Genomic DNA, 23,479 nt, shown 5'->3' on the forward strand with positions numbered 1-23,479 from the left:
ACCCGACTTCCGGGTGGCCGCGGTTCTTCTGTGTGTCGGTCGTGGGCCCCTATGCCATGTCGACATCCTTGGTCTCGATCAGTCTCTTGGTGCAGACCAGACTCAGCACCGACAGCAGCGCCAGCATCACGCCGATCGAGATACTGCCGAACGCGGCCGTGAGCGGTGCGGCAAGCATCGGCGGAATCGCGCCACCGAGAACGCCGGCGAGGTTGTAGCCCAAACCTGCTCCGGTGTAACGGAATCGGGTCTGGAAGAGCTCCGGAAGCAGAGCTCCGGTCGGGCCGTACGCAACACCGAAGATCGCGAGCGTCACGCACATGCCGATCACGAACGCGACCGGTGAGCCCGAGTCCAGCAATGGGAACAGTGCTATCGACCACGGCACCGCGACGATGCACGCCGCCATGATGACCCGACGTCGGCCGACGCGATCGGAATAGGTTGCCGAGGTGGCGATGGCGATACCGAAGATCACCGCAGCGCCTATCCCGGTGACCAACACGAACGGGCGGTCGAACCCGAGGGTTTTGGTGCCGTAGCTCGTCAGGTATGCGGTCCCCATGTAGAAGAAGGCGAAGAGGGATGCCAATGCGCCTGCCGCAGTGATGATTTCGCGCTTCTGGATGCGCCAAGCGTCGAAGATCGGCAATTTGGTCGGTGCCGAGTTCGCCGGAGCGTGCTCCTCGGCGAGCTTGTTGGCTCGAAAGACCGGGGTCTCTTCGATGGCCAATCGCATGTAGAGGCCGATGAGGACCAGAACAGCGCTGAGCAGGAACGGAATTCGCCACCCGTAGTTGAGGAATGTCTCGTTCGTATCGCCGAACAGCAGGCCGGTGGCGAGGAACGTCGCACTGGAGAAGATGAACGCGGCCGAGGGGCCCAGCTGTGGGAACATCGCATAGAACCCACGCTTGCCGGCAGGTGCGTACTCGGCCGTGAGGAGCGTGGCACCCGCCCACTCTCCGCCGACGGCGAATCCCTGCCCGAATCTGAGCAGCACCAGAATGATCGGGGCTGCGACTCCGATGGTGGCTGCGCCGGGCAGTAGACCGATCGCGAAGGTGGACACCCCCATCAACAGCAGGGTCGAGATCAGGGTCTTCTTACGACCGATGCGGTCGCCGAAGTGGCCGAACAGCACTGCACCGACGGGTCTGGCGATGAACGCGACGGCGAACGTCGCGAACGAGGCCACGGTGCCTGCGGTCGATCCGAGCGCCGGGAAGAAAATCGTGGGGAAGACGAGCGCGGCGGCGGTGCCGTAAATGAAGAAGTCGTAGAACTCGATCGTGGTGCCGATGCCACTCGCAACCGCAACTCGGCGGACGCTCGTCTTCGTCTGCACCGCCGGTGGGGTCGGAGTGGCGACGCCCGGATCCTCGGGCGAGACAGCAGTCATGGTTCCTCCGTTTTTGTCGGGTATCGGGTATATGTGCGATACCGAATGCGACGAACGGTAGTGATCCGGGTCACCCGTCGGATACCCCCGAATGGGGGGAAACGAGGACCGCCCCCACCCGGGCTAGTCCCAGTGGGCGGTCTCGACGGCAGCGCGGTAGGTGTTCTCGAGAAAGGCGAGCAGAAGTGCGTCGGGATCCTCGGCGGTGCGGACGGACTCGTACGGAAGTACGTACTCGCCGAGTTCACGATCGAAGTACGCGGGAGCAGTGACAGCCGGATGACTGTCGTAGCCTTCCGGGTTCGGGTAGGCGTACGCGTAGAACGCGCCCTCCGCGGCCCCGCCCGGCCAGAACCCGGCGCTCGACACCTCGTCGCTGTATGCCTCGTGCATCACCCAGTCGGGACAGTTGGGAACACCACCGGGATGCTGTGGTGCAGGCTTACCTGAGAATCGTGTGACAGCGAGATCGAAAGCGCCCCAGAAGAAGTGGACCGGGCTGGATTTGCCGCGGAAGCCGGCTCGAAACTCCGAGAACACCCGATGAGCGCTGACGAGCGCTCGCCAGAACTTCTGGACCGCATCGGCGTCGTACGAGGCGTGTTCGACGTCCTCGGCGAACGGTGTCGCGTGTGGCAGTTCGACCGGCACTGCCACGATCGGAGCCTCGACTCCGAGTTCGGAAAGCAGATCGGTGTATTCGGCGTAGAAGTCCGCAACGGTTCGAGGCTCGAGTTTCATGGTTCGGCGCTCGCCATCGGTGGTGGCGAGGATCAGCTGGTGCGCAAGAAAGTCGAAGCGAATCTCGAGGCCTCGATCGCCGAGCGGCATCAGCGACGTCGTCAGCCCCGACGAGTCGACGTAGAGCGCAACTCCCCACCAGTGGTTGAGCGGGGGAGACAACGCCATTCGGGTCTTGCCGACCATCTGGGTCCACAGCTGCACTGTGTCGCGCGTGTCCGCCCAGCTGTCGACTCGAAGTTCGGGCCATGCGTCGTACGAATTCGTCATATGTCGATGATGCACGGACGAGGGGGAACGAGACCATACCTGTGCCGAGAAACCGGGACGCAGCACCTCAGGCGCGCCTCAGGGTTCGTCGGTACGGTCGTCGGCAGCTGCGGTACGTCCGCAGCTCGCGAACGTGGAGGTGTCCGAGTTGTCCACCGATTCCAACCGTGGTGTGTTCGACGATGCTCGGGTTGCCGCCACCTACGTGGAATTCATGGGGCCGACCGACGGATTTCTCGATCGCGGCGAGGCTGCAGCATTGGTCGCCGCTGCCGACATGGCCCGCGGCGTTCCGGTGTTGGACGTGGGTGTGGGCAGCGGCCGCACCACGCCGCTGCTGCGATTGCTGTCCGATCGCTACGTGGCAATCGACTACGCGCCCAACATGATCGACGCCTTTCGGCAGAACTTCCCCGATCTGCCTGCGCACGTCGCCGACGCTCGTGACCTGGCGGCGTTCGAGGACGGTGAGTTCGGCTTGGTCGTCTTCAGCAACAACGGACTCGATACCGTGACCCATGAGCAACGTCGCCGCGTACTGGCCGAATTCGCGCGAGTGACCGGCGAGTCGGGGGTCGTCGTCTTCTCGACGCTCAATCGCGGTGGCCGGTCGTATCTGGAGAGCCCGTTTCAGTTACGGCGGCCGACGACTCGACCACAGTTTTCCCTACGAGTACTCCTCGTCGCCGTCGGACGCCGTCTGCTCGACCCGTCGGCACAAGTGCGGGGTGTGCGGAACTGGTTCGTCAATCGGTCGAAGGCCGAGGATCACCGATCGTGGGCTCTGGCCCCGTTGCAAGCCCACGAATTCGCCCTCGTCATGCACTTCGCGACCCTCGACGACATCCGCACTCTGGTGGCCGGCGCGGGCCTCGAACTGCTCGCCGTCTACGGCGACGACGGCGAGCGTATCGCGCCGGACCGACACGAGTCCGCGGCCGACAACTTCACCGTTCTCGCGAAAAAGCCTGCGCCGGAACGAGAGTGACTTCGACGTACCGAGCTGGGCCGACTGTCTCGGTGATCAGTCTTCGAGCGGAACGCCGAGGTGTTCGGCGAGCCGGCGCATCGTGCCGACGATCTGTTCTTCGGTCACCCTCGGAAAGCTGGCCATCCTTCGGAACTCCGGATCGGCGACGCGGGACCAGTCGTACACCTGCGTCAGTGCCGTCCGGTCGTCGGCGACCTCCTCGAGTTCCCAGGACCACCGCGTGCCACGGGGTTCCATGCCCTGACGATTGGGAATCCAACCGATGCGACGGTCCTGCTCGAAAACGAACACGGTGTTCTCCATGACGTACTCGCCCAGTTCCGGCTGATACATGTCCATCGCGAAGGTGTCGCCCACCGCATTCAGCGGCGTCGGGTCGATCGCGCCGCGCAGCATGTCCGAACCGTCGACCGCAGCCTGAACCTCGGGATTGGCGAGCGCGGTGAACACGGAGGCGGGGGGAGCGTCGATCACGCGCCGGACGGTCAACTCGTCGGTCATGGAGCACGCCTTTCAGTTGTTTATGCTGGCTACGTTTTTACCCCCGCCGGCGCGGGAGGAAACTCCGATCGCGGTTGTTGCCTCCCCGTCCGTTTTGCATTGCAGTGGACACAGCGACGAAACACCACCGCCACGAGGCATTCGTACAGTCGCCGAGTCGGACTCCGCACACACCAGGTGCGGAGCGCACCTTGCCAAGGGGTAGCCATGAGTGGAAATACCGTCCGCCTGCAGGCGATCAAAGACGTCGAGGCGTACGTGCCGCCTGCGGTCAGCTTCGTCGGAGACGAGAAGCCGGGCGAGATATTCGGTGAGAACGTCTTCAGCAAGGTCGTCATGCAGAAGCGACTGCCCAAGTCGGTGTTCAAGTCGGTGATGGCCACGATCGACAAGGGCAAGAAGCTCGACCCCATGGTGGCCGACGCGGTGGCGTCGGCGATGAAGGATTGGGCCCTCGAAAAAGGCGCGACGCACTACGCACACGTCTTCTACCCCCTCACCGGGCTCACGGCCGAGAAGCACGACAGCTTCTTCGATCCGGTCGGTGACGGCAGCGCACTCGCGGAGTTCGCCGGCAAGACCCTGATCCAGGGCGAACCCGACGCGTCGAGCTTCCCCAACGGCGGCCTCCGCAACACGTTCGAGGCCCGCGGGTACACCGGCTGGGACGTCACCAGCCCGGCGTACGTCCTCGAGAACCCGAACGGCAATACCCTGTGCATTCCGACGGTGTTCGTCTCGATGACCGGTGAAGCCCTCGACCACAAGACCCCGCTGCTGCGCAGCCAGCAGGCGATGGGCGGTCATGCCGAGCGCATCCTGAAGCTGTTCGGACACGAGAACATCGAGAACATCGTCTCGTTCTGCGGCCCGGAGCAGGAGTACTTCCTCGTCGACCGGCACTTCTTCCTGGCCCGCCCCGACCTGCTCAATGCAGGTCGTACCCTGTTCGGATCGAAGCCGCCCAAGGGTCAGGAATTCGACGATCACTACTTCGGAGCCATCCCCGAGCGCGTGCTCGGCTTCATGATGGACACCGAGCGTGAGCTGTTCAAGCTCGGTATCCCGGCCAAGACGCGGCACAACGAAGTCGCCCCCGGACAGTTCGAGATCGCGCCGATGTTCGAGCGCGGCAACATTGCTGCCGATCACCAGCAGCTGTTGATGACGACGTTCAAGACGATCGCCAAGAAGCACGGTATGGAGTGTCTGTTCCACGAGAAGCCGTTCGAGGGCGTCAACGGCTCCGGCAAGCATGTCAACTTCTCCCTCGGCAACTCCGAGCTCGGATCGCTGCTGGTGCCCGGCGACAACCCCCACGACAACGCGCAGTTCCTCGTCTTCTGTGCCGCCGTCATCCGCGCGGTGCACAAGTACGGCGGTCTGCTGCGCGCATCGGTGGCGTCGGCGACCAACGATCACCGCCTCGGTGCCAACGAGGCTCCGCCCGCGATCATCTCGATCTTCCTCGGCGATCAGCTCGCCGACGTGTTCGACCAGATCGCCAAGGGCGCAGCCACATCCTCGAAAGGCAAGGGCACCATGATGATCGGTGCCGACACCCTGCCCGTACTGCCGACCGATCCCGGCGACCGCAACCGAACCAGCCCGTTCGCCTTCACCGGCAACAGGTTCGAGTTCCGCGCCCCCGGTTCGATGCAGACCGTCAACGGCCCGATGGTCACGATCAACACGATCATGGCCGAGGCGCTCGACTACATGGCGACCAACCTCGAAGCGGCCGTCGCCGACGGCACCGATTTCGACACCGCCGTGCAGAATCTGCTGACCGAGATCATCACCGAACACGGCGCGGTGGTGTTCAACGGCGACGGCTACTCCGACAACTGGCAGATCGAGGCCGAGGCACGCGGCCTACCGAACCTGCGTACGACGCTCGACGCGTTGCCTGAGTTGATTTCCGAGTCGGCGATGGAACTGTTCGAGAAGTACAAGGTGTTCAACCACCGAGAGATGCACTCGCGCTACGAAATCGGGCTCGAGCAGTACGCGTTGACGGTGTTCGTCGAGGCGCGGTTGACGCTGGAGATGGGTCAGACATCGATCCTGCCCGCTGCAGTGCGCTACCAGACGGAGCTGGCGCAGAACGTCAGCGCGCTGAAGGGCGCGGGCGTCGACGACGTGGACATGACTGCGCTGCAGGCAGTGTCGGCTCCACTGTCGGAGCTGCGAGCCGCGTTGGCGACATTGAAGGCCGCACTCGAGGCGGATCCGGGCGGCGACGCTCTTGCCGAGGCCACCCACGCCAAGGACGAACTGTTGCCTGCGATGGCGGCTGTGCGTTCTGCGGCCGACACCCTCGAAGCAATGGTGGCCGACGATCTCTGGCCGCTGCCGACGTATCAGGAGATGCTCTACATCCTGTGAGTGAGCAATGTCTCGGAGCGGAATAGCTTCGTGGATCTCGATCGTTCTAGTGATCAGTGGCAAAGACTGTGCACGCACTCGTGAGGAGATAGAGATCCATGAAGTTGTTTTCCCCGTTGACGCTCGGTGACCTGAAGCTCGACAACCGGTTGGTGATGGCTCCGCTGACGCGGGTGCGCTCCGGCAAGGACGGTGTGCCGGGCCCCCTGGTCGTCGAGCACTACAAGCAGCGGGCATCGCTCGGTCTCATCGTCAGCGAAGGCACCTACCCGAGCCATGCGGGCCAGGGCTTCCCCGGTCAGCCCGGTCTGGTGACCGACGAGCAGATCGAGGGGTGGCGCACAGTCGCCGACGCAGTGCACGCCGACGGCGGGCTGATCTTCGCCCAGGTGATGCATGCCGGGCGCGTGACCCACGAGGCGACGACGGGTGGCCGTGAGGTCGTCGGGCCCAGCGCCATCGCCATCGACGGTGAGACTCACACGTACGAGGGCAAGAAGGCGTACCCCACCCCGCGTGCACTGCGGGAGGACGAACTGCCGTCGGTGATTGCAGATTTCGTACAGGCCTCGAAGAATGCGGTCGCGGCCGGTATGGACGGCGTCGAGGTTCACGGTGCCAACGGATACCTGCTGCACGAGTTCCTCTCGCCCGCCTCGAACCAGCGTGACGACGCATACGGCGGTTCGCCGGAGAACCGGGCGCGGTTCGTGGCCGAGGTGGTCGAGGCCGTGGCCGATGCACTCGGAGCGGGCAAGGTGGGAATTCGCATCTCACCCGAGCACAACATCCAGGATGCGCTCGAGACGGATTCCGACGACGTGCGTGCTACCTACCGTGCGTTGGTCGAGCGGCTCGCACCGCTCGGTCTGGCGTACCTCAGTGTGCTGCACAAGGATCCGTCGGGCGAGCTGGTACAGGATCTGCGACAGGCGTTCGGCGGGGCTGTGCTCGTCAACAGTGGCTTCGGTGAGATCACCACTCGCGACGAGGCTCTGTCGCTGCTCGAGAACGGCATCGGTGACGCCATCGTCGTCGGCCGTCCGGCGATCGCGAACCCCGATCTCGCCTACCGCTGGCGCGAGGATCTGCCGCTGAACGAGCCTGATCCGAGCACCTTCTACACCGATGGTGCCAAGGGCTACACGGATTACCCGGCCCTGCAGCACTGAGAGTGCCTGCGGCAGTGGTGCGGTTGAGTGCCCCAGAGAGCTCTTAACCACACCACTGCGCGGAGCGCACTCAGAAGTCGGCGGTCTTGCGGGCGCGGATCTTGCTGACTATCGAGAACACCACGGCGATGATCATCAGGGCGTAGAGCACGATGGTGATGCCGCTGCTGACCAGAATCGACGGGTCGCCCTCGCTGACGGCCAGTGCGCGTCGGAGCGATTCCTCGGCCAACGGGCCGAGGATGACGGCGATCAGCACCGGTGCGAGCGGAATGTCGTAGCGCCGCATCATGAATCCGACGATGCCGAGTCCGAGCATGAAGATCAGATCCACGATCGACGCACTCGACGCGTAGACGCCCAGGGCAGCGAACACCGAAATTCCGGCGTAGAGGTAGTTCTTCGGGATCTTCAGCAGCTGCGCCCACAGCGGTGCGAACGGCAGGTTGAGGATGAGCAGCACGATCATCGCCACGAACAGGCTGGCCAGTAGGGCCCAGACGATGTCTCCGCTGCGCTCGAACAGCAGTGGTCCGGGCTGCATGCCGTACTGCTGGAAGGCAGCCAACATGATGGCCGCCGTCGCCGACGTCGGCAGTCCCAGAGCCAGTAGCGCCCCCATTGCCGTTCCGGCCGTGGAGTTTCCGGCGGCCTCGGGACCCGCGACACCGCGAATGGCACCCTTGCCGAACATCGGCTTCTCCCGCTTTCGGTCGAGCCTGCGCTCGGTGCCGTAGGCCAGGAAGCTGGGTACTTCGGCACCGCCCGCGGGGATCACACCGAACGGCACACCGAATGCCGTGCCGCGCATCCAGGCCGGCAATGCATCGCGAAATTCGGCCTTGCTCAACCACGGGCGGCCCTGCGATTCGATCAGGGTGCGGTCCTCGGGCCGTCCGATCTTCGACGCGATGTGGATCACCTCACCGAGAGCGAGCATCGCGACGGTGATCACGACGATGTGGATGCCGTCGAACAGGGCCGGTACCTCGAAGGTGAATCGTGAAGCGCCAGAGGGCCCGTCGATGCCGATCACGGCCAAGGTCAGGCCGATCAGCAGGGCGGTCAGACCCTTGAGGGCGGAGTCCGAGACCACCGCCGAGGTGGCGATGAAGGCGAAGACCGCGAGAGCGAGGTATTCGGCGGGTCCGAAGTTGGTCGCCAGCGCGGCCAGCGTCGGGGCGAAGAACACCACGAGGGTCGTCGCGATGATGCCGCCGATGAACGCGCCGATGGCAGAAGTTGCCAAAGCCTGTGGGGCGCGGCCGTTCTTGGCCATCCGATGACCCTCGAACGTACCGGCGATGGCCGTGCTGTTGCCGGGGGTGTTCATCAGGATGCCGGAGATCGAATCGCCGAACAGGCCGCCGAAATACACACCGGCGAACATGATCAACGCGGCGGTGGGGTCGAGGGTGAAGGTGACCGGCAGCAGCAGGGCCACCGCCATGGCAGAGCCGAGACCGGGCAGGACGCCCACGGCGGTACCCAGCAACGCGCCGACGAACACCCACACCAGGTTCATCGGAGTCAGCGCGGTGCCGAACCCGTCGAGAAGATTGCTCAATGAATCCATCGGAAATTCAGCTCCGTCAGAAGATCTGGGCGAGGACGCCGCCGGGCAAGGTCAGGCCGAGGCCCGCGGAGAATGCGATCTGAATCGTGCTCGAGACCAGCAGTGCGACTGCCGCGTCGAACACGTAACGGCGCCCGCCCAATCCGACCGACACACCCCAGAACAGCAGTGCGCCGGCGAGAACCCAGCCCAGTGGGTCGAGGAGGGCGATGAACACTGCCACCGATCCGACGGTGATGGACAGCGTGCGCCAATTGCTGACGGTGCCGGTGTGCGGCACTCCGTCGTCGTCGACCCCACGGTCGATCTCGTCGGGCTTGACCATCAGCTGGATGGTGACCAACAGGGCGACCACGAAGCAGCCGCCGGCGACGATGGCCGGAAAGACCTGTGGGCCAGGGGAGGTGGCGGTGGGTGGAACCTCCATGGTGACGGTTCCGTAGACCAGAAACGCTCCCAGTGCGACGAGCAGCGCCGGAACGATCAGTCCACTGCGGCCAGTCCAGAAGGACCGGGACGTGTCCGTGTCGGTAGTCGTTGTTGTCATACCAGCCCCAACTCCTCGAGAATTCCGATGATGCGTGCCTGCTCGACGTCGAGGAACTCTCCGAACTCGTCTCCCGTCACCACCGACTCTTTCCAGCGGTTGCGTTCGACGGCCGTCGCCCACTGCTCGGTCTCGACCATCTCGGTGACGATGTCGACGAGCGTCTGCCGGTCCTCGTCCGAGATCCCCGGCGGCGCAACGATTCCGCGCCAGTTGACCAGGTCGACGTTGTAGCCCTGTTCGATGAAGGTGTCCACGTCGAATCCCTCGAGCGGCTCGGGCGCGGCCACGGCGAGTGCACGCACGTTGCCTGCCTCGATCTGGTCCCGGAAGTCGTTGAACCCACTGACCGCAACGCCGACGGTGTTCGACAGCAGCGACGTCAGTACCTCACCGCCACCGGAGTAGGCGATGTAATTGATTGCGGCCGGGTCGATGTCGGCTTCCTGTGCCAACTGGCCCGCGACGATGTGGTCGATTCCGCCGAGGGAGCCGCCGCCGATGGGGAGTCCGCCGGGGTTGGCCCGCCACGCCTCGATCATGTCGTCGAGGTTCTGGATCGGCGAGTCCTTGGGGACGACGAAGACCTCGAAGTCCTCGGCGAGTTTGGCGATCGGCACGGTGTCGGCAAGGGTGGTATCGGAGTTGTTGATCGCGATGCCGCCGAGCATGACGGTGCCGGTGATCATCACCGTGGTGGGTTGGCCACTGAGGTTCTCGAGTTGGCTCAGGCCGATGGTGCCGCCGGCCCCGGGGACGTTGACCACCTGCGCGTTGTTGACGATGCCATCGCTGCGCAGCGCCTGCTGCGATTCTCGGGCGACCAGATCCCAACCGCCGCCCGCGGCAGCCGGTGCGATCAGTGTCAGTTTGGCTCGGGCATCGGAGCCGCTGGCACTGCGAGCGGCATCGATCCCGGCGACGGTGACTGCTCCCACCACCACCAAGGCTCCGGCCGTTCGTAGCAGGGTGGGCGATATCGCCATCAGAGACCTTTCGTGTGGTGTGTCACAGCGTCAGGTTAGATACAGTTTGTCTGATTAGTCCAGTTCACAACATCGAGGGCGGCCTTCGGTGGATTCGAGCAACGGGAGAGATCGTGTCGGTAGCGAGCGCAGTGGCAGTAGCGATGAGCAACACACCGGAGGGGCAGGAAGCGTTGCGCCGCGGTGCCGCCGAGGCCGAGCTGCGTCAGGCCGAGCTGATCGTATTGTCCGTGGTGGACCGCGATTCCGTATCGGCGGAAGACCGTAGCGCGGCGCAGGCCGAGGTGGAGCGGACTCTCCCCGGAACCGCGACGACGGTGCGCGTCGAACCCGACGGCGGCGACCCGGCCGGTGCCCTGGTCGATCTCGTCGCCGACGTCGGTGCGGGGATGCTCGTCATCGGGTCCAAGCGCAGATCGGCGGTCGGCAAATTCCTGATGGGCAGCACGGTGCAGCGAGTCTTGCTGGACAGCCCGGTCCCCGTCCTCGTCGTGAAAGCGCCGTGACCCGGTAGTATCGGACAAACTTCACACCACACGACCCCGAGGAATCATGGACAGCGATAAACCCGGGCCGGACACGGCTCCCCGCACTACGGCTACTACGTGCGAGGCGGTGTCCGGCGAATGAGCGTTCTGCTCACTCTTCTGCTCGGCCTGCTCGTCGTTTTCCTCATCACCGTCGCGACCGGCTACTTCGTAGCCCAGGAATTCGCGTACATGACCGTCGACCGGTCCCGGCTCAAGGCTCGCGCCGAGGCCGGTGACGCCGTCGCAGCTCGTACGTTGACCGTCACCAAACGCACGTCGTTCATGCTCTCGGGTGCTCAGCTGGGTATCACGGTCACCGGCTTGCTGGTCGGCTACGTCGCCGAACCGCTGATCGGGCAATCCTTCGGCGCAATCCTGGGCGGCGTCGGTGTTCCGACAGCAGTCGGTGTCGGCCTCGGTGCCGTTCTGGCGATCACGTTCGCGACGTTCGTACAGATGCTCTTCGGCGAACTGTTCCCGAAGAACTTCGCCATCGCCCGCCCCGAGCCGGTGGCTCGATGGCTCTCGATGTCGACGACCATCTACCTCAAGCTTTTCGGGTGGTTGATCACCATCTTCGACCAGTCGTCGAACCTGTTGCTCAAAGCCCTCAAGATCGAGCCGGTGCACGACGTGGAGCATTCGGCCAGTCTGCGGGACCTCGAGCACATCGTGTCGGATTCACGCGAGACCGGCGATCTGCCCGACGAGCTGTCGACGCTGCTCGACCGCATTCTCGACTTCCCCACCCGCACGGTCGAACACGCGATGATCCCGCGCTCGCGTTCGGCCACGGTCCGAGACACCGACACCCTCGGTGAGGTGAAAACACTGATGGGCCAAGAACATTCTCGATACCCCGTGCTCGACGAGGACGACGGAATCGTGGGTGTGGTGCATCTGCACGACGTGTTGGCCTCCACCGCTCCGGATTCGACCCCCATCGCAGACCTCACCCGCGATGCGCTGATCCTTCCCGAGATGCAGAGCCTGCCCGACGCGATGCGCGAGCTGCGGGCGACACGGAACCAATTGGCCTGTGTCATCGATGAATACGGCGGTCTGACCGGCGTCATCACGATCGAGGACCTGGCCGAGGAACTGGTCGGCGAGATCACCGACGAGCACGACGACGACCTGTCCGATCCGAGCCCGGTCAGCGCCGACGACGGTAGTTGGACCATGGCCGGTGAAGTCCACATTGACGAGGTCGAACGCGCCATCGGTATCGATCTGCCGGAGGGCGATTACGAGACCATCGCGGGATTTGCCATCGCGCATCACGGTTCGCTACCCGACGTCGGAACCCGAATCGAGGTAGATCTGCCGCCGGACAACGCGGACCTCGCCAACGACGACGAGACGCCCATCCGATTCGTCACGATCGAGGTACAAGAGATCGACAGCCACGTGCCGTCGTTACTGACCCTGACAATCGACGAGCGGCCGACCGAACCCGACGAGTACTCGGCCGAGCCCGATACTGCAGGAGCGCACCGATGAGCAACATCTGGGTCTTTCTGGCCGTCACGATCGGCCTCATCGCTGCCAGTGCCTTCTTCGTGGCCGTCGAATTCGCGCTGTTGGCCGCAAAGCGGCATCGGCTCGAAGACGCCGCTCCCAATTCACGCTCTGCGCGCGCAGCGCTGCGCAGTTCGTCCGAGCTGACCGTCCTACTCGCCGGCTCCCAACTCGGCATCACCGTCTGCACCCTCGGGCTGGGCGCGACGACGAAGCCGGCCGTGCACTACTGGCTCACGCCGCTGTTCGAGAGCATCGGCCTGCCGTATTGGTTCGCCGACGTCCTGGGCTTCGTCCTCGCGCTGATCGTCGTCACCTTCCTGCACTTGGTCGTCGGCGAGATGGCTCCGAAGTCCTGGGCCATCGCACATCCGGAGAAGTCGGCGACGATGCTCGCAATCCCCATGCGCGCGTTCATGTTTCTCACGCGTCCGGTGCTGACGGCCCTGAACAACATGGCGAACTGGTGCCTACGCAAGGTGGGCGTCGAGCCGGCCGACACCGTCGGCACCGGGCAGAACGCAGACGACCTGCGTCAGCTCGTCGAGCACTCGGTCAACGTGGGAGCCCTGGACGCCAGCTACCAGGCGCAGATATCCGGGGCATTGGAATTGCAGGATCTGACCGTCGGTGACCTGGTGGCCGGAAGTGGCGCGCCGACGTCGGTACCGTCGTCGGCGTCGATCGACGACGTGCGGGAGGCGTCCCGGATCAGCGGCCATCTGCGCATCCTCGTCAGTGACGACGACGTAGTGAAAGGTGTTGTGCACGTAAGGGATACGTTGACCGAACCGGAGTATCTCGCCGAGATCACCCGCCCGGCCTACACGCTGGATCGGACGACACCGGTCTACGTCGCCCTGCAGTCGATGCGCGAGACCCGACATCATCTGGCGCTGGTCGTCGAACCGTCGGCCGAGGCGGGTGACAGTGCGCGCACTATCGGCGTTGTCACCCTGTCGGATGTGTTGACGCGGCTGCTGCCCGAGCCTGTCTGATCTTCGGTCACCCCATACGAATCATCCCCGCCCGGCCGACGCGGCCGAGCGGGGATTTTTCGTACGCACCGGGTCCGAATGTCAGATCGGGGCGATGACCAGAAGGTGTGCCCAATACGACGCGACATCGTGGCCGAGTTGGGGGAGCAGAACGTCGTAGAGCAGGTAGGACATCATTGCCGTCGAACTCCTTGTTCAGCGGGCCGTCACCGGCTCGCGTACCGAGACTGTAGTCAGTGAGACTGTAGATCAACCTGGGCCCGGCGGCACTGATATGGCCTGCGCAAGTCGTGTTTCACCCCGACGGCGACGGGCATCAGCCGATGCAGCCCTGCAGGGTGGTGAAGCTTCCGGCGAAGCCGGCACCGTTGCAGACGGCACCCTCGGGGGTGAGGGTGATCGTCGAGCCCGGCGCAGCCACGGCAATCGACAGTCCGAGGCCGGCGGCAGTGTTCTGTGCGATGGCACCGGGACCGAAGGCGATCGCAGCAGGCGCGCCGCCGAAACCGGCGTTGCTGACGGCAGTTCCGCCGTTGAGACCGAGGGCCAGTGCCGCCGCGTTGTTCATCGCCTCCGCCGAGCCCCATCCCTCGAGGCCGACTCCTGCTGCGGCACTTGCGCCGTCTGCGGAGCTGTCGCACTGTGAACCTCCGACGAGCGCGGCGACGTCGGCCCCTCCGGGTGCCGTGGTGCAGACAACCGGTGCGGCCGAGGCCGTGCCGGGCACCAGGGTCGCGAAAGTACAGGCGAATCCGAATGCTGCCGCTCCGCCGAGAATTCTCTTGGTGTGGAACATGGTCGATGCCTCCAAGATTTGGCGCAGGCACCGGGCGTGCCGCGCTCCTGCGGTTGCCGGATCGACATGCTCGTGCGCCCCGACGACCTTCCTCGAGTGTTACCCCGTAGCGACGCGCTCAGAGATCCGCATGGTCACGAATGCATCTCGGTATGATCACAACGCGGTAAACAGCGTTCCCCCACCCTCGGTGCTTACGATGGCTCCATGATCGGACGTATCGACGAGGTCGTATTCGACTGCACGGAACCGGCTGTGCTGGCCCGATTCTGGGCGGGTGTGCTCGGTGGTCAGCCCGTCGTGCGCGACGACTCGTGGCATTTCGTCGATGTTCCCGGGTTCACCCGGATGGCGTTCCAGCGAGTGCCCGAGGGTAAGTCCGGCAAGAATCGACTACATCTCGACGTGGACGTACCCAGCATCGACGTTGCCGTCGAGCAGGCAGTAGGTCTGGGTGCGACGGAGTTGGGGGACCGGCACACCACTACGGCCGGGTCGTTCCAGGTGCTACTCGACCCCGAGGGCAACGAATGGTGTGTAGTGACGCCCCCAGCTGACTAGCGGGCGTCGTGCTCGGCGCGTGCTTCGAGCACGGCAGGCATCGAGCCCTCGATCAGTTCGATGAGGTCGGTCAACCGTGATCCGACCTCACGTCCGAGCGGGGTGAGGCTGTATTCGACCTTGGGCGGGATGGTCTCGAGCACGGTACGCACGATGAGGCCGTCGCGTTCGAGGGTCTGCAGCGTCTGTGCCAACATTCGCTCGCTGACGCCGTCGACGCGTCGGCGCAGGGCATTGAATCGGTAGTCGCTCTCGGTGAGGGCCGCCAGGACGAGCACTCCCCACCTGCTCGTCGCGTTCTGCAGCGTCTGCCGTGACCCGCATTCCCGTGCGAAGACGGATGCTTCGAGAGATTCGACGGCCTCAGACATTTCTCCATGTTAGCGCAGGCCGTACCGGCAGCGCTAAATTTCGATGTTGCACTGCACGAAAAGTAAGTGCATGATGAAACGGAACTTGATACTTCAACCTCGGGAGCGTTTTCCATGACCACAGCCATTACCGGAGCGACAGGCAATCTCGGCGGGCTCGTCGTCGCCGCACTCATCGATCGCGGCGTCGCGCCTGCCGACATCGTCGCCGTCGTACGCAACGCCGACAAGGCGGCCGCACTCGCCGAGCGCGGTGTGGTGGTGCGGGTGGCCGACTACAGCGACACCGACGCGCTGACGTCTGCGTTCGCAGGTGTCGAGAAGGTGCTGTTGATCTCGGGATCGGAGGTCGGCCAGCGAATTGCCCAGCACAACAACGTCATCGACGCCGCCGAGGCGGCCGGGGTGAGCCTAGTTGCGTACACGAGCGTGCTCGCTGCCGACACCTCCGGCATCAGCCTTGCGCCGGAGCACAAGGCCACCGAAGAGCGATTGACGGCCTCTTCGATTCCCGCTGTGTTTCTGCGTAACGGCTGGTACTGGGAGAACTACCTGGGCTCGCTCGGCCAGGCCATCGGCAGTGGAGTGTGGCTGGGTGCAGGCGGGAACGGCAGGATCGCCGCTGCCTCTCGCGCCGATTACGCCGCCGCTGCCGCGGCTGTGCTGACTCTCGAGAACCAGGGCGGGAAGATCTACGAGCTCGGCGGGGACGAGCGCCTGACCTATGCCGAACTCGCGGACGTTCTCGCCGGCATCTCCGGGAAGCCGGTCGTCTACAAGGACGTCACCGAGTCGGAGTACGCCTCGATTCTGCAGGGCGCAGGACTGCCCGATTTCGTGGCGACCATGCTGGCGAGCGCGGATGCCGGTATCTCCCGCGGGGAACTCGAGACCGATTCCGGTGACCTGCAGGCATTGATCGGCCGCGCGTCCACCCCGGTCGCCGAGGTGTTCCGCTCCGCGATCTGACGGGATACACGGGGCCCCGTATGCCACTTGTAGCGTGGGCCCCGTGAAACTCACCTCGACCCGCACCCTGTTCCTGGCCGCCACCACCTCACTCGTCCTGTTGACGGGTGCATGCAGTTCCGACTCGGATTCTGGGACGTCGCAGACGACGTCCTCGGCGACGTCCTCCACCGATGCGACGGCTTCGAGTAGCTGCCCCACGGGCACACCCGACCCGTCGGCCACCCCGGAGTGGACACTGGCAGGCGACACCGGCAGCATCGCCGTCACAGGATCGACGGATACAGCGGCCCCGGCCGTCGACGTCGAAGCCCCGTTCAGCGTCGCCGAGACGCAGGTGAAAACGCTGAAGGCCGGGGACGGCCCGATCGTCGCCGACGACGCGAACGTGTCCGTCTGCTACCTGGGCGTCAACGGACGCGACGGATCGACGTTCGACAGCAGTTTCGAGCGCGGCGCACCGGTCGAGTTCCCCCTGACCGGCGTGGTGGCGGGCTTCCAGAAAGCCATCGCCGGACAGACCGTCGGCTCGACCGTAGCCGTAGCGGTGACGTCGGCCGACGGTTACGCGACCGGCAATCCGGCAGCCGGAATCGAGCAGGGCGACAGCCTGATCTTCGCTATCTCGATCCTGTCCGCGAGCTGAGTGCCTCCGGCAGTGGCGTGGTTCTGTCACTGGGTCGTTCCGCGGGCTCCACTCCCGCGTGCCCTCTGCGGCACATAACCACGCCACTGCGGCTCCGCCGCTCTACACCGTCGAGAGCTGCTGAATCGTCGTCGCGCCGCCCGGGGTGGGCGTCGTGGTGATGAAGTTCGAGTCGTAACCCAGCGATTCGACGACGCTGCGGATCTCGCGGAACTGCTCGACGCTGACGTCGGGCGTGCGCTTGAGCACGAATCCGGACGTGCGGTTGGGGCTTCCGACGAAGGCCCACGAGTAGTCGTCTGCGATGTAGGCCACGATGTAGTTGGTCGGCCCCTCCTGGCTCTCCTGCGTGGGGACGCCCGGGAAGCTCACGTGCAGTTGGGCTTTGGTGACGGTGTCGTTGACCCGAGCATTGCCGACGATGCGGTTCTCGCCGCCGGTCCAGGTGGTGCAGGTGTTCTCGACGCGAATGTTGAATTCGTCGATCATCTGGTAGTTCGCCTGCGTGTCACGGGCGCAGATCAGGTTGAACGGCTGCGGCACCGCGGCAACCTGGTTCCAGGTGCCCAGGTACCGTTCGACATCGAGTGACGGGATCGGAGCCAGTGGATCGAGACCGACCGACCCCAAAGGGCCGACCGGTTGCGCTTGCGCCGGGGCCGCGCCGAGCAGGGCACCTGCTGCGACTGCTCCTGCAATTGCGGTGCGGCTCAACATCGTACGTACCTTCATGAATTTCGCTCCTTGGTTGCGGTCGTCTCGTTGTCGATCGTGCTCGGCCACCAAATCCCCGGGCCGATGAGGGTGAACAGGGCGGGAATCACGACGGTGCGCACCACGAAGGTGTCGAGCAGAATGCCGAGACCGACGATGATTCCCAACTGGGTGAGGGTGATCAGCGGTAGGACGCCGAGTACGCAGAACACTGCTGCGAGAACGATTCCCGCGCTGGTGATGACGCCGCCGGTGGCCGAGACTGCCCGCACTATCGCAGATCTGGTGCCGTGCCGAGCCGTCTCCTCGCGGGTCCGCGTCACCAGGAAGATGGTGTAGTCCACACCGAGAGCGACGAGGAACAGGAACGCGAACAGGGGAGTGTTGTCGTCGAGCGCGGGAAAGCCGAAAACGTGCAGGCTCACCCAGCTACCGATACCGATGGCGGCCACTGCACTCAACACCGTGGTGGCGACGAGAATCAACGGTGCGACGACGGCGCGAAGCAATATCAACAGCACCAGTAGGACGACCGCCAGAATCGCCGGGATCACCACGAGCCGATCGCGGGCGGCAGCGTCGGTGGTGTCGAGGGCCTTGGCGTCACTGCCGCCGACTCGTGCGTCGTCGACACCCGCAAGGGCGGACCTGAGGTTCTCGACGACGGTGAAGGATTCGTCGGAGGCGGGGGCCGCGTCGGTGACCACCGACAGCCGGGTCAGTCCGGTATCGGAATCGGCAACCCGATCCACCGAGACGACGCCGTCGACGTCCCGGACGGTGGTGACGACGCCGTCGATGTCCGTGGTGGGTGCGAGCACCGTCATCGGGTCGGCGGATCCGGCCGGAAAGTGTTGCGAGAGAGTCTCGAAGCCTTCGACGGATTCGGCGCTCACCCGGAATTGCTCGGTCTGCGACAGCCCGATCTGTGTGCCCACCAGTGCAGCGCAGCAGGCGAGCAGTACGACGATCGTGATGGATGCGGTCGCCACCGGACGACGAGCGACACCGGCGGCTACCGAATGCCAGACGCCCTCGGTGGTGGTATCGCGATCGGACGCCTTGGGTACGAAGGGCCAGAACAACTTCGGGCCGCACAGAGCCAACAACGGAGGCAGTACGAACAGCACGAACACCGATGCGACGACGAGGCCGGCCGCGGCCAGAGCTCCCAAGCTGCGAGTGCTGGGGAGGATGGCCAGCAGCAGAGTCAACAGCGCGAGGACAACCGTGGCGTTGCTGGCGAGGATGGCCGGGCCCGCGTTCCGGACGGCATGGCGCAACGCGAGCCGGTGATCGGACTCGCGGCGGAGCTCCTCGCGGTAACGAGAGATCAACAGCAGGGCGTAATTGGTGCCTGCGCCGAAAACGAGCACGCTGGTGATCCCGGAGGTCGACCCGTCGAACGACAGCCCGGTCGCCTCGGCGAGGGCCGTGCCGACGGTGGAGGCGAACCGATCGGCGAAACCGATGACGGCAAGCGGAACCAACCACAGAATGGGCGACCGGTAGGTGGCAATGAGGAGCACTGCCACCACGAGTGCGGTGACGGCGAGCAACGTGAAATTGGCCCCGGAGAACGAGTTGGCGATGTCTGCCCCGAATGCCGGCCCGCCGGTGACCTGCGCGTTCAGATCGGACGGTAGGCCGTCCGTCGCCGCGGATCGGAGGCTTGTGATGAGGTCGTTCAGGGTGAAGCCGGACAGTTCCGAGTTCACCTGAACGAACGCGATTGCGGCCTTCCCGTCCGGTGCGACGATCGGAGGGGGTCCAGGTTCGTCGGTCACCGACCGGTCGACGGTGAGCAGCCTGGCCTGCGCAGCAGCGGCTGCCTCGATATCGGCCGGGGTCAGGTCACCGCCATCGACGCGGCTCAGAACGAGGATCACCGGTGCGGTGTCGGAGTCCGGGAACTGAGAGAGCAGCTCGTCCACCTGGTAGGACTCGGCGGAGGTCGGCAGAGAGTTCGGCGACTGACCGGCAGAATCGTTGCTACCGACGAGCCCGATCACGGCAATCGAGAGAATAAGAATGGCGAGGGCGAGCGCCCACGATCGACGATGCGTCACGGCCGCGGCGACGCGGTCCCAGGCGGCGGTGGTCTCGGTACGGGTGCTGTCCACGAGAAAAGAATCTCATTTACTTAGATATTAAGCAACTGAATCTCTTGCGGGCAGTAGTCTGACCATGACCGCAGCGAAGGAGTTACCACCGCCATGCTCGACCGAAACCACCTCGAATCCGCGATATCGGCGGACCTTCGGGCGCTGTCGTCGGTGTCGGAACAGATCGGTCAGGTATTCGGTGCGTTGCACAGCTTGCGGCCCAACGACTTTCGAGCATTGCTGCATGTGATGGTCGCAGACGTCGAGGGCGCGCCTCTCACCGCGGGTGAGCTCGGCACGATGCTCGGACTGTCGTCCGCGGCAATGACGTATCTGGTGGAGCGGATGATCGCGTCCGGTCATATCCGACGCGAATCCGACGCGTCGGACCGACGCAAAGTCATCCTTCGTTACGACGAGCACGGTATGGAAGTTGCTCGCGGATTCTTCGGACCACTGGGAGCGCGCACCAGTACTGCGCTCGCGGACCTACCGGATTCGGATCTCGACGCTGCGCACCGGGTGTTCGAAGCGCTCATCGGAGCTATGCGTGAACATCACGCCGACCTGGGAAACAGCACCAGCTCGTAGCCCGCGTTCGCATCGGGTTGTTCGAACCGCTGGTGGGGGCCTGCATTGCGCTAATGCTGGACTCCGGGCGTGCCGGTGCCGTAGGGTTACACGTGGTTGAGCTAACAGCCGGTCACGGGGAAACGCAGCGAAGTCGGCGTCCGGGTCAGGCGAGAAATTCTGCTCCCGTTGCGTAGATCGGTTTCCCCTTCAGTTCGACCGATCGATGGGATCTGCCATGAGTGTTGAATCACGAGGCAACAAAGTTCGAACCACTTCGGTGAGCGTCGCGGAAAAGTCCGTGTCCGTTGCAGCAACCGGAGCCATCTTCACCGCGCACGACGGCACCGACGGTTCACTCGTCGTCGCCGTCCACGGCGACATCGACATGCTCAGCGCGCCGATGTTCTCCGATTTCGTCTGCAGTCGCGTGTCCAGCAAACGGCATCTGACTCTCGACCTGTCCAATGTCGAGTTCTTCGGCATCGCCGGACTCACCGTCTTCGATGCAGTTCGTGAATACACGGCTGGCATCGGTGCTTCGTGGTCGATCGTGGCAAGCCGATCGGTGACCCGCCTGCTGCAGGTTGCCGACCTCGAGTCGACGATTCCGACCTCCCGACCGACGACCGACCAATAGAACTGGCGGCGACATCGCCGCGACCAGAGGTGGGCAGCTCCTGCAGAGGGGCTGCCCACTGTCGTTTGCCGTCCCCCCGCACAACGATCGGGCGGTCTCGCGAATCACTGGGACCGCCCGGTCGTCGTGTGAATGCACAAGGTCTAGTCCTTGGTGCCTTCCGAGTCGCTGAAGAATGCCCAGTCGCCGTCGTGCTCGACTTCGAGGCGCCAGCCCAGCTCCTCGTTGTCGGCGCGGCTGTCCTTGAACCAGGCGTGCGCGTCCTCGGAACTGGTGATGTCCTTGGTGGCGACGACGGTTCCGTGCGGGTCGATAACTCTGTAATTTGCCATGCGGTGAGGGTGCCCCGATGTTGCGCAACCTAACCCAGCCGCATCACCGGCACCGGCCGCTACGAGAAGCGGAAGCCAGTGCCGCGCACTCCGGATAGAGCTGGGCAGAAGCCGGGGCTGTGTAGTAGGGCGGGGCTGTCTTGGAGGCCGGGCTGTGTGGGACGGCTGGGCTGCATGGGAGGGCCGGGCTGTGTGGGAGGCGAGGCTGTGTTGAAGGCAGAGCTGTGCCGTGGTGGTGGTGTGGGTCGTCAGGCGGGTTGTCGTGGTTCTTCGTCGCCGGTGTCGCGGGTGTTGTCGCTGTGGTGGTCGGGTGGGTAGAGCACCTCCTCGGGGTGGTGTGCGTGGTTGATCAGCCCGCGTCGTGTGGGGTCCATACCGGTGGGTGGATGCCAGAGGGTGCGGCCCGGATATCGGTGTCCTGCTGTGGTTTTGGTGGTTGCCCACTTTCCGGGGCCGGTGCCGACGAGTGCGTGGTGCATGTCGCATCCGAAGGTGAGGGAGTCGATGTCGGTGGGTCCGCCCTCGACCCAGTCGTCGAGGTGGTGGGCTTGGCACCAGGTCGCGGGGCGGGTGCAGGAGGGGAAGCTGCAGCCGCGGTCGCGGGCGATGAGGACGATGCGTTGGTCGGCGGAGGCGATGCGTTTGGATCGGCCGAGGTAGAGGGCTCTGCCGTTGTCGTCGAAGATGGTCAGGTAGTGGTGGGCGTGCGATGCCATGCGGATGGCGTCGCGGATCGAGACGCGGGATCCGGTGGCGGTCATGGCGTAGCCGCAGCCGGCGTCGAGGTCTTTCAAACTCATGGTGACGATGGCGGTGACGGGTAGGCCGCGGTGGGTGCCGAGGGTGCCGGAGGCGAGGGTGTGCCGGAGCGCCATCTTCAGGGCGTCGTGACGGCGTTCGTTCTGGGTGCGTCGATCACGTGCGGCGGCAGCGTCGCGAGCAGCGGTGTCCGATGCGTCGGCGTCGGCTTGGCCGCCGGGTTCAGCAGCGCTGCCGGAGCCGGTGGTGTCGTTGGTGTCGTTGGTGTTGGGCGTGCTGTGTGGCGTTGTGCCGCAACCACAGTCGCTGCTGTCGGTGTACTCACACTCACCGCGGTCTTCGCCACTGCGGTCTTCGCCACTGCGGTCGTCGTCACCGTAGAAGTTGGCACCGTTGTCGTCCGTCCCATCCCACAGGTATTCGTCACCCGATCGAGCATCGCTGGATCCTGCCTCGTCGGGCATCGGCCCGGGCTTTGGCGTAGCTGCACTGCCACTCCCGCCGCCGTCCCCGCCGCCGTCCTCGTCGCCGGTGGTCTCATCCTCGTGGACGATCGATGTCGGGTCGGCAGGATTGTTGACTCCTGGTTTCGCGGCTTTGGAGAACAAGGCTTCGAGGTAGGCCCGTAGTTCGGAGTCGACGCAGAACTTTCCTTCCGACATTCCGTCGGCACCCTGCTCACCGAGGTAGAAGAACGCATCGCGCCGTTTCCGCGGTCTCGGCTTGGCGTTCTTGTCCTCGTCTTCGTCTTCGTCTTCGTCTTTGTCGAAGTCGCCGTCGGGGTCGAGGATCGAATCGAGGTGCGCGACCAACGGTGCGAAGTCGTCGGGCCGCCGGGTCGAGGCGAAGCCGACCAACTGCTGTTCGGCGCGATCGCGGGTTTGCGGATCGACACTCGACGGGAGGTGCCGGAAGAATTCACGGATCATCTGCACATGCTGGACGTCGAGCAGTCCTGCCCGCATCGCTGCAGCGGTGTGCGGCAGCAAAGGAGGCAGCGGTTCGCCGGACAGTGCGGTGCGGTCACCCAATTCGGCCGCCAGACGTACTCGCGCCCCGGCAGCGCGTGGGGTGATTCGCAGCATCCACGCCACCGAGCACGGTACCGACCCCGGATACACATCGAGCCCGTGTTGCGCGATCAGTTCGTTGAGCCAGGTGTGCGAGTGCGCAGTCACAGACCGCGACACAGTTTCCATGCGTTGGATCACCGCACGCCGGTCGGCATTCGACCATGCCACCGACGCCTGTTCGGCCAACTGGGCGACCGCCGACTCCACCGCATGGACCAGTGCCGACAGTTCGGGGTCGGCCACGTCAGGGGCAGGCGGCACCGTTTCGATGCCGTCCACCCCTGATCCGCCGTCCCCCGAAAGCATGAACAGAATCTACC

General features: G+C 64.7%; 23 protein-coding genes. 11 read left to right on the top strand and 12 right to left on the bottom strand.

The features are described from left to right. Nucleotides 1-49: 49 nt before the first annotated feature. Together QM588_RS07795 and QM588_RS07800 are read right to left on the bottom strand one after the other, a co-directional pair. On the bottom strand, nucleotides 50-1,402 hold the full coding sequence (locus tag QM588_RS07795; RefSeq protein WP_027495755.1) for an MFS transporter: 1,353 nt from the start codon (nucleotides 1,400-1,402) through the stop codon (nucleotides 50-52). Nucleotides 1,403-1,525: 123 nt separating this feature from the next. Then, a complete protein-coding gene (locus QM588_RS07800; RefSeq protein WP_283312481.1) occupies nucleotides 1,526-2,413 on the bottom strand; it encodes a DUF5996 family protein in 888 nt (295 codons plus the stop codon). A 148-nt stretch (nucleotides 2,414-2,561) separates the two neighbouring features. On the opposite strand from QM588_RS07800, the gene QM588_RS07805 reads away from it, so the two are divergent. Continuing rightward, nucleotides 2,562-3,401 carry a class I SAM-dependent methyltransferase gene (locus QM588_RS07805; protein WP_283312482.1) on the top strand — a complete coding sequence of 280 codons (840 nt, stop codon included), beginning with the start codon at nucleotides 2,562-2,564 and terminating at the stop codon, nucleotides 3,399-3,401. 36 nt (nucleotides 3,402-3,437) lie between these two features. Here QM588_RS07805 and QM588_RS07810 read toward each other — a convergent pair whose 3' ends face one another. Next, on the bottom strand, nucleotides 3,438-3,905 hold the full coding sequence (locus QM588_RS07810; protein WP_283312483.1) for an SRPBCC domain-containing protein: 468 nt from the start codon (nucleotides 3,903-3,905) through the stop codon (nucleotides 3,438-3,440). A 207-nt stretch (nucleotides 3,906-4,112) separates the two neighbouring features. Between QM588_RS07810 and QM588_RS07815 the strand changes: the two genes are divergently transcribed. After that, on the top strand, nucleotides 4,113-6,293 hold the full coding sequence (locus QM588_RS07815; protein ID WP_283312484.1) for a glutamine synthetase III family protein: 2,181 nt from the start codon (nucleotides 4,113-4,115) through the stop codon (nucleotides 6,291-6,293). Nucleotides 6,294-6,391: 98 nt separating this feature from the next. After that, the gene (locus QM588_RS07820; protein WP_283312485.1) at nucleotides 6,392-7,465 is read left to right on the top strand and encodes an alkene reductase; all 1,074 of its coding nucleotides are present in this window, start codon (nucleotides 6,392-6,394) and stop codon (nucleotides 7,463-7,465) included. 70 nt (nucleotides 7,466-7,535) lie between these two features. On the opposite strand, the gene QM588_RS07825 is transcribed toward QM588_RS07820, so the two are convergent. From QM588_RS07825 to QM588_RS07835, 3 genes are read right to left on the bottom strand one after another with little or no spacing between them, the layout of a single operon-like run. Next, nucleotides 7,536-9,041 (bottom strand): tripartite tricarboxylate transporter permease, encoded by a 1,506-nt coding sequence (locus tag QM588_RS07825; protein ID WP_283312486.1) that lies wholly within the window; start codon nucleotides 9,039-9,041, stop codon nucleotides 7,536-7,538. Nucleotides 9,042-9,057: 16 nt separating this feature from the next. Then, complete coding sequence (locus tag QM588_RS07830; protein WP_094608504.1) at nucleotides 9,058-9,588, bottom strand: tripartite tricarboxylate transporter TctB family protein; 531 nt, start codon at nucleotides 9,586-9,588, stop codon at nucleotides 9,058-9,060. Beyond that, the gene (locus tag QM588_RS07835; RefSeq protein WP_283312487.1) at nucleotides 9,585-10,574 is read right to left on the bottom strand and encodes a Bug family tripartite tricarboxylate transporter substrate binding protein; all 990 of its coding nucleotides are present in this window, start codon (nucleotides 10,572-10,574) and stop codon (nucleotides 9,585-9,587) included. The genes QM588_RS07830 and QM588_RS07835 overlap by 4 nt, the downstream gene beginning before the upstream one ends. A 113-nt stretch (nucleotides 10,575-10,687) precedes the next feature. Here QM588_RS07835 and QM588_RS07840 point away from each other — a divergent pair, with 113 nt between their 5' ends. The 3 genes from QM588_RS07840 to QM588_RS07850 all read left to right on the top strand — a co-directional run bounded on the left by QM588_RS07840 (nucleotide 10,688) and on the right by QM588_RS07850 (nucleotide 13,623). Next, nucleotides 10,688-11,080, top strand: a complete 393-nt coding sequence (locus QM588_RS07840; protein WP_283312488.1) for a universal stress protein — start codon at nucleotides 10,688-10,690, stop codon at nucleotides 11,078-11,080. Between the two features lie 120 nt (nucleotides 11,081-11,200). Then, nucleotides 11,201-12,607, top strand: a complete 1,407-nt coding sequence (locus QM588_RS07845) for a hemolysin family protein (RefSeq protein ID WP_283312489.1) — start codon at nucleotides 11,201-11,203, stop codon at nucleotides 12,605-12,607. After that, nucleotides 12,604-13,623: a hemolysin family protein gene (locus tag QM588_RS07850; RefSeq protein ID WP_283312490.1), complete on the top strand. Its 1,020-nt coding sequence runs from the start codon at nucleotides 12,604-12,606 to the stop codon at nucleotides 13,621-13,623. Before QM588_RS07845 ends, QM588_RS07850 begins: the two co-directional genes overlap by 4 nt. Before the next feature lie 316 nt (nucleotides 13,624-13,939). Here QM588_RS07850 and QM588_RS07855 read toward each other — a convergent pair whose 3' ends face one another. Further along, nucleotides 13,940-14,419, bottom strand: a complete 480-nt coding sequence (locus QM588_RS07855) for a DUF6764 family protein (protein ID WP_027495768.1) — start codon at nucleotides 14,417-14,419, stop codon at nucleotides 13,940-13,942. Between the two features lie 207 nt (nucleotides 14,420-14,626). Here QM588_RS07855 and QM588_RS07860 point away from each other — a divergent pair, with 207 nt between their 5' ends. Beyond that, nucleotides 14,627-14,980 carry a VOC family protein gene (locus tag QM588_RS07860; protein ID WP_283312491.1) on the top strand — a complete coding sequence of 118 codons (354 nt, stop codon included), beginning with the start codon at nucleotides 14,627-14,629 and terminating at the stop codon, nucleotides 14,978-14,980. Here the strand turns inward: QM588_RS07860 and QM588_RS07865 are convergent. Further along, complete coding sequence (locus tag QM588_RS07865) at nucleotides 14,977-15,351, bottom strand: winged helix-turn-helix transcriptional regulator (RefSeq protein WP_027495770.1); 375 nt, start codon at nucleotides 15,349-15,351, stop codon at nucleotides 14,977-14,979. The two genes, QM588_RS07860 and QM588_RS07865, sit on opposite strands and share 4 nt — an antisense overlap. 114 nt (nucleotides 15,352-15,465) lie before the next feature. Between QM588_RS07865 and QM588_RS07870 the strand changes: the two genes are divergently transcribed. Together QM588_RS07870 and QM588_RS07875 are read left to right on the top strand one after the other, a co-directional pair. Further along, a complete protein-coding gene (locus QM588_RS07870) occupies nucleotides 15,466-16,320 on the top strand; it encodes an SDR family oxidoreductase (protein ID WP_283312492.1) in 855 nt (284 codons plus the stop codon). Between the two features lie 34 nt (nucleotides 16,321-16,354). After that, on the top strand, nucleotides 16,355-16,966 hold the full coding sequence (locus QM588_RS07875; protein ID WP_080730137.1) for an FKBP-type peptidyl-prolyl cis-trans isomerase: 612 nt from the start codon (nucleotides 16,355-16,357) through the stop codon (nucleotides 16,964-16,966). A 102-nt stretch (nucleotides 16,967-17,068) separates the two neighbouring features. Here QM588_RS07875 and QM588_RS07880 read toward each other — a convergent pair whose 3' ends face one another. Both QM588_RS07880 and QM588_RS07885 read right to left on the bottom strand, forming a co-directional pair. Next, nucleotides 17,069-17,698: a lipocalin family protein gene (locus tag QM588_RS07880; RefSeq protein WP_080729391.1), complete on the bottom strand. Its 630-nt coding sequence runs from the start codon at nucleotides 17,696-17,698 to the stop codon at nucleotides 17,069-17,071. Further along, a complete protein-coding gene (locus tag QM588_RS07885; protein WP_283312847.1) occupies nucleotides 17,695-19,749 on the bottom strand; it encodes an MMPL family transporter in 2,055 nt (684 codons plus the stop codon). The genes QM588_RS07880 and QM588_RS07885 overlap by 4 nt, the downstream gene beginning before the upstream one ends. Before the next feature lie 147 nt (nucleotides 19,750-19,896). Here QM588_RS07885 and QM588_RS07890 point away from each other — a divergent pair, with 147 nt between their 5' ends. Together QM588_RS07890 and QM588_RS07895 are read left to right on the top strand one after the other, a co-directional pair. Beyond that, nucleotides 19,897-20,376: a MarR family winged helix-turn-helix transcriptional regulator gene (locus tag QM588_RS07890; RefSeq protein WP_283312493.1), complete on the top strand. Its 480-nt coding sequence runs from the start codon at nucleotides 19,897-19,899 to the stop codon at nucleotides 20,374-20,376. A 280-nt stretch (nucleotides 20,377-20,656) separates the two neighbouring features. Beyond that, the gene (locus tag QM588_RS07895; protein ID WP_228139356.1) at nucleotides 20,657-20,995 is read left to right on the top strand and encodes an STAS domain-containing protein; all 339 of its coding nucleotides are present in this window, start codon (nucleotides 20,657-20,659) and stop codon (nucleotides 20,993-20,995) included. Between the two features lie 143 nt (nucleotides 20,996-21,138). On the opposite strand, the gene QM588_RS07900 is transcribed toward QM588_RS07895, so the two are convergent. Further along, complete coding sequence (locus QM588_RS07900) at nucleotides 21,139-21,327, bottom strand: hypothetical protein (protein WP_027495777.1); 189 nt, start codon at nucleotides 21,325-21,327, stop codon at nucleotides 21,139-21,141. A 248-nt stretch (nucleotides 21,328-21,575) separates the two neighbouring features. Then, a complete protein-coding gene (locus tag QM588_RS07905) occupies nucleotides 21,576-23,465 on the bottom strand; it encodes an HNH endonuclease signature motif containing protein (RefSeq protein WP_283312495.1) in 1,890 nt (629 codons plus the stop codon). Nucleotides 23,466-23,479 lie beyond the last annotated feature (14 nt).

Origin of the sequence: Rhodococcus sp. IEGM 1354, assembly GCF_030056855.1 — a bacterium.
In the GTDB taxonomy this organism is placed as follows: Bacteria; Actinomycetota; Actinomycetes; order Mycobacteriales; family Mycobacteriaceae; genus Rhodococcoides.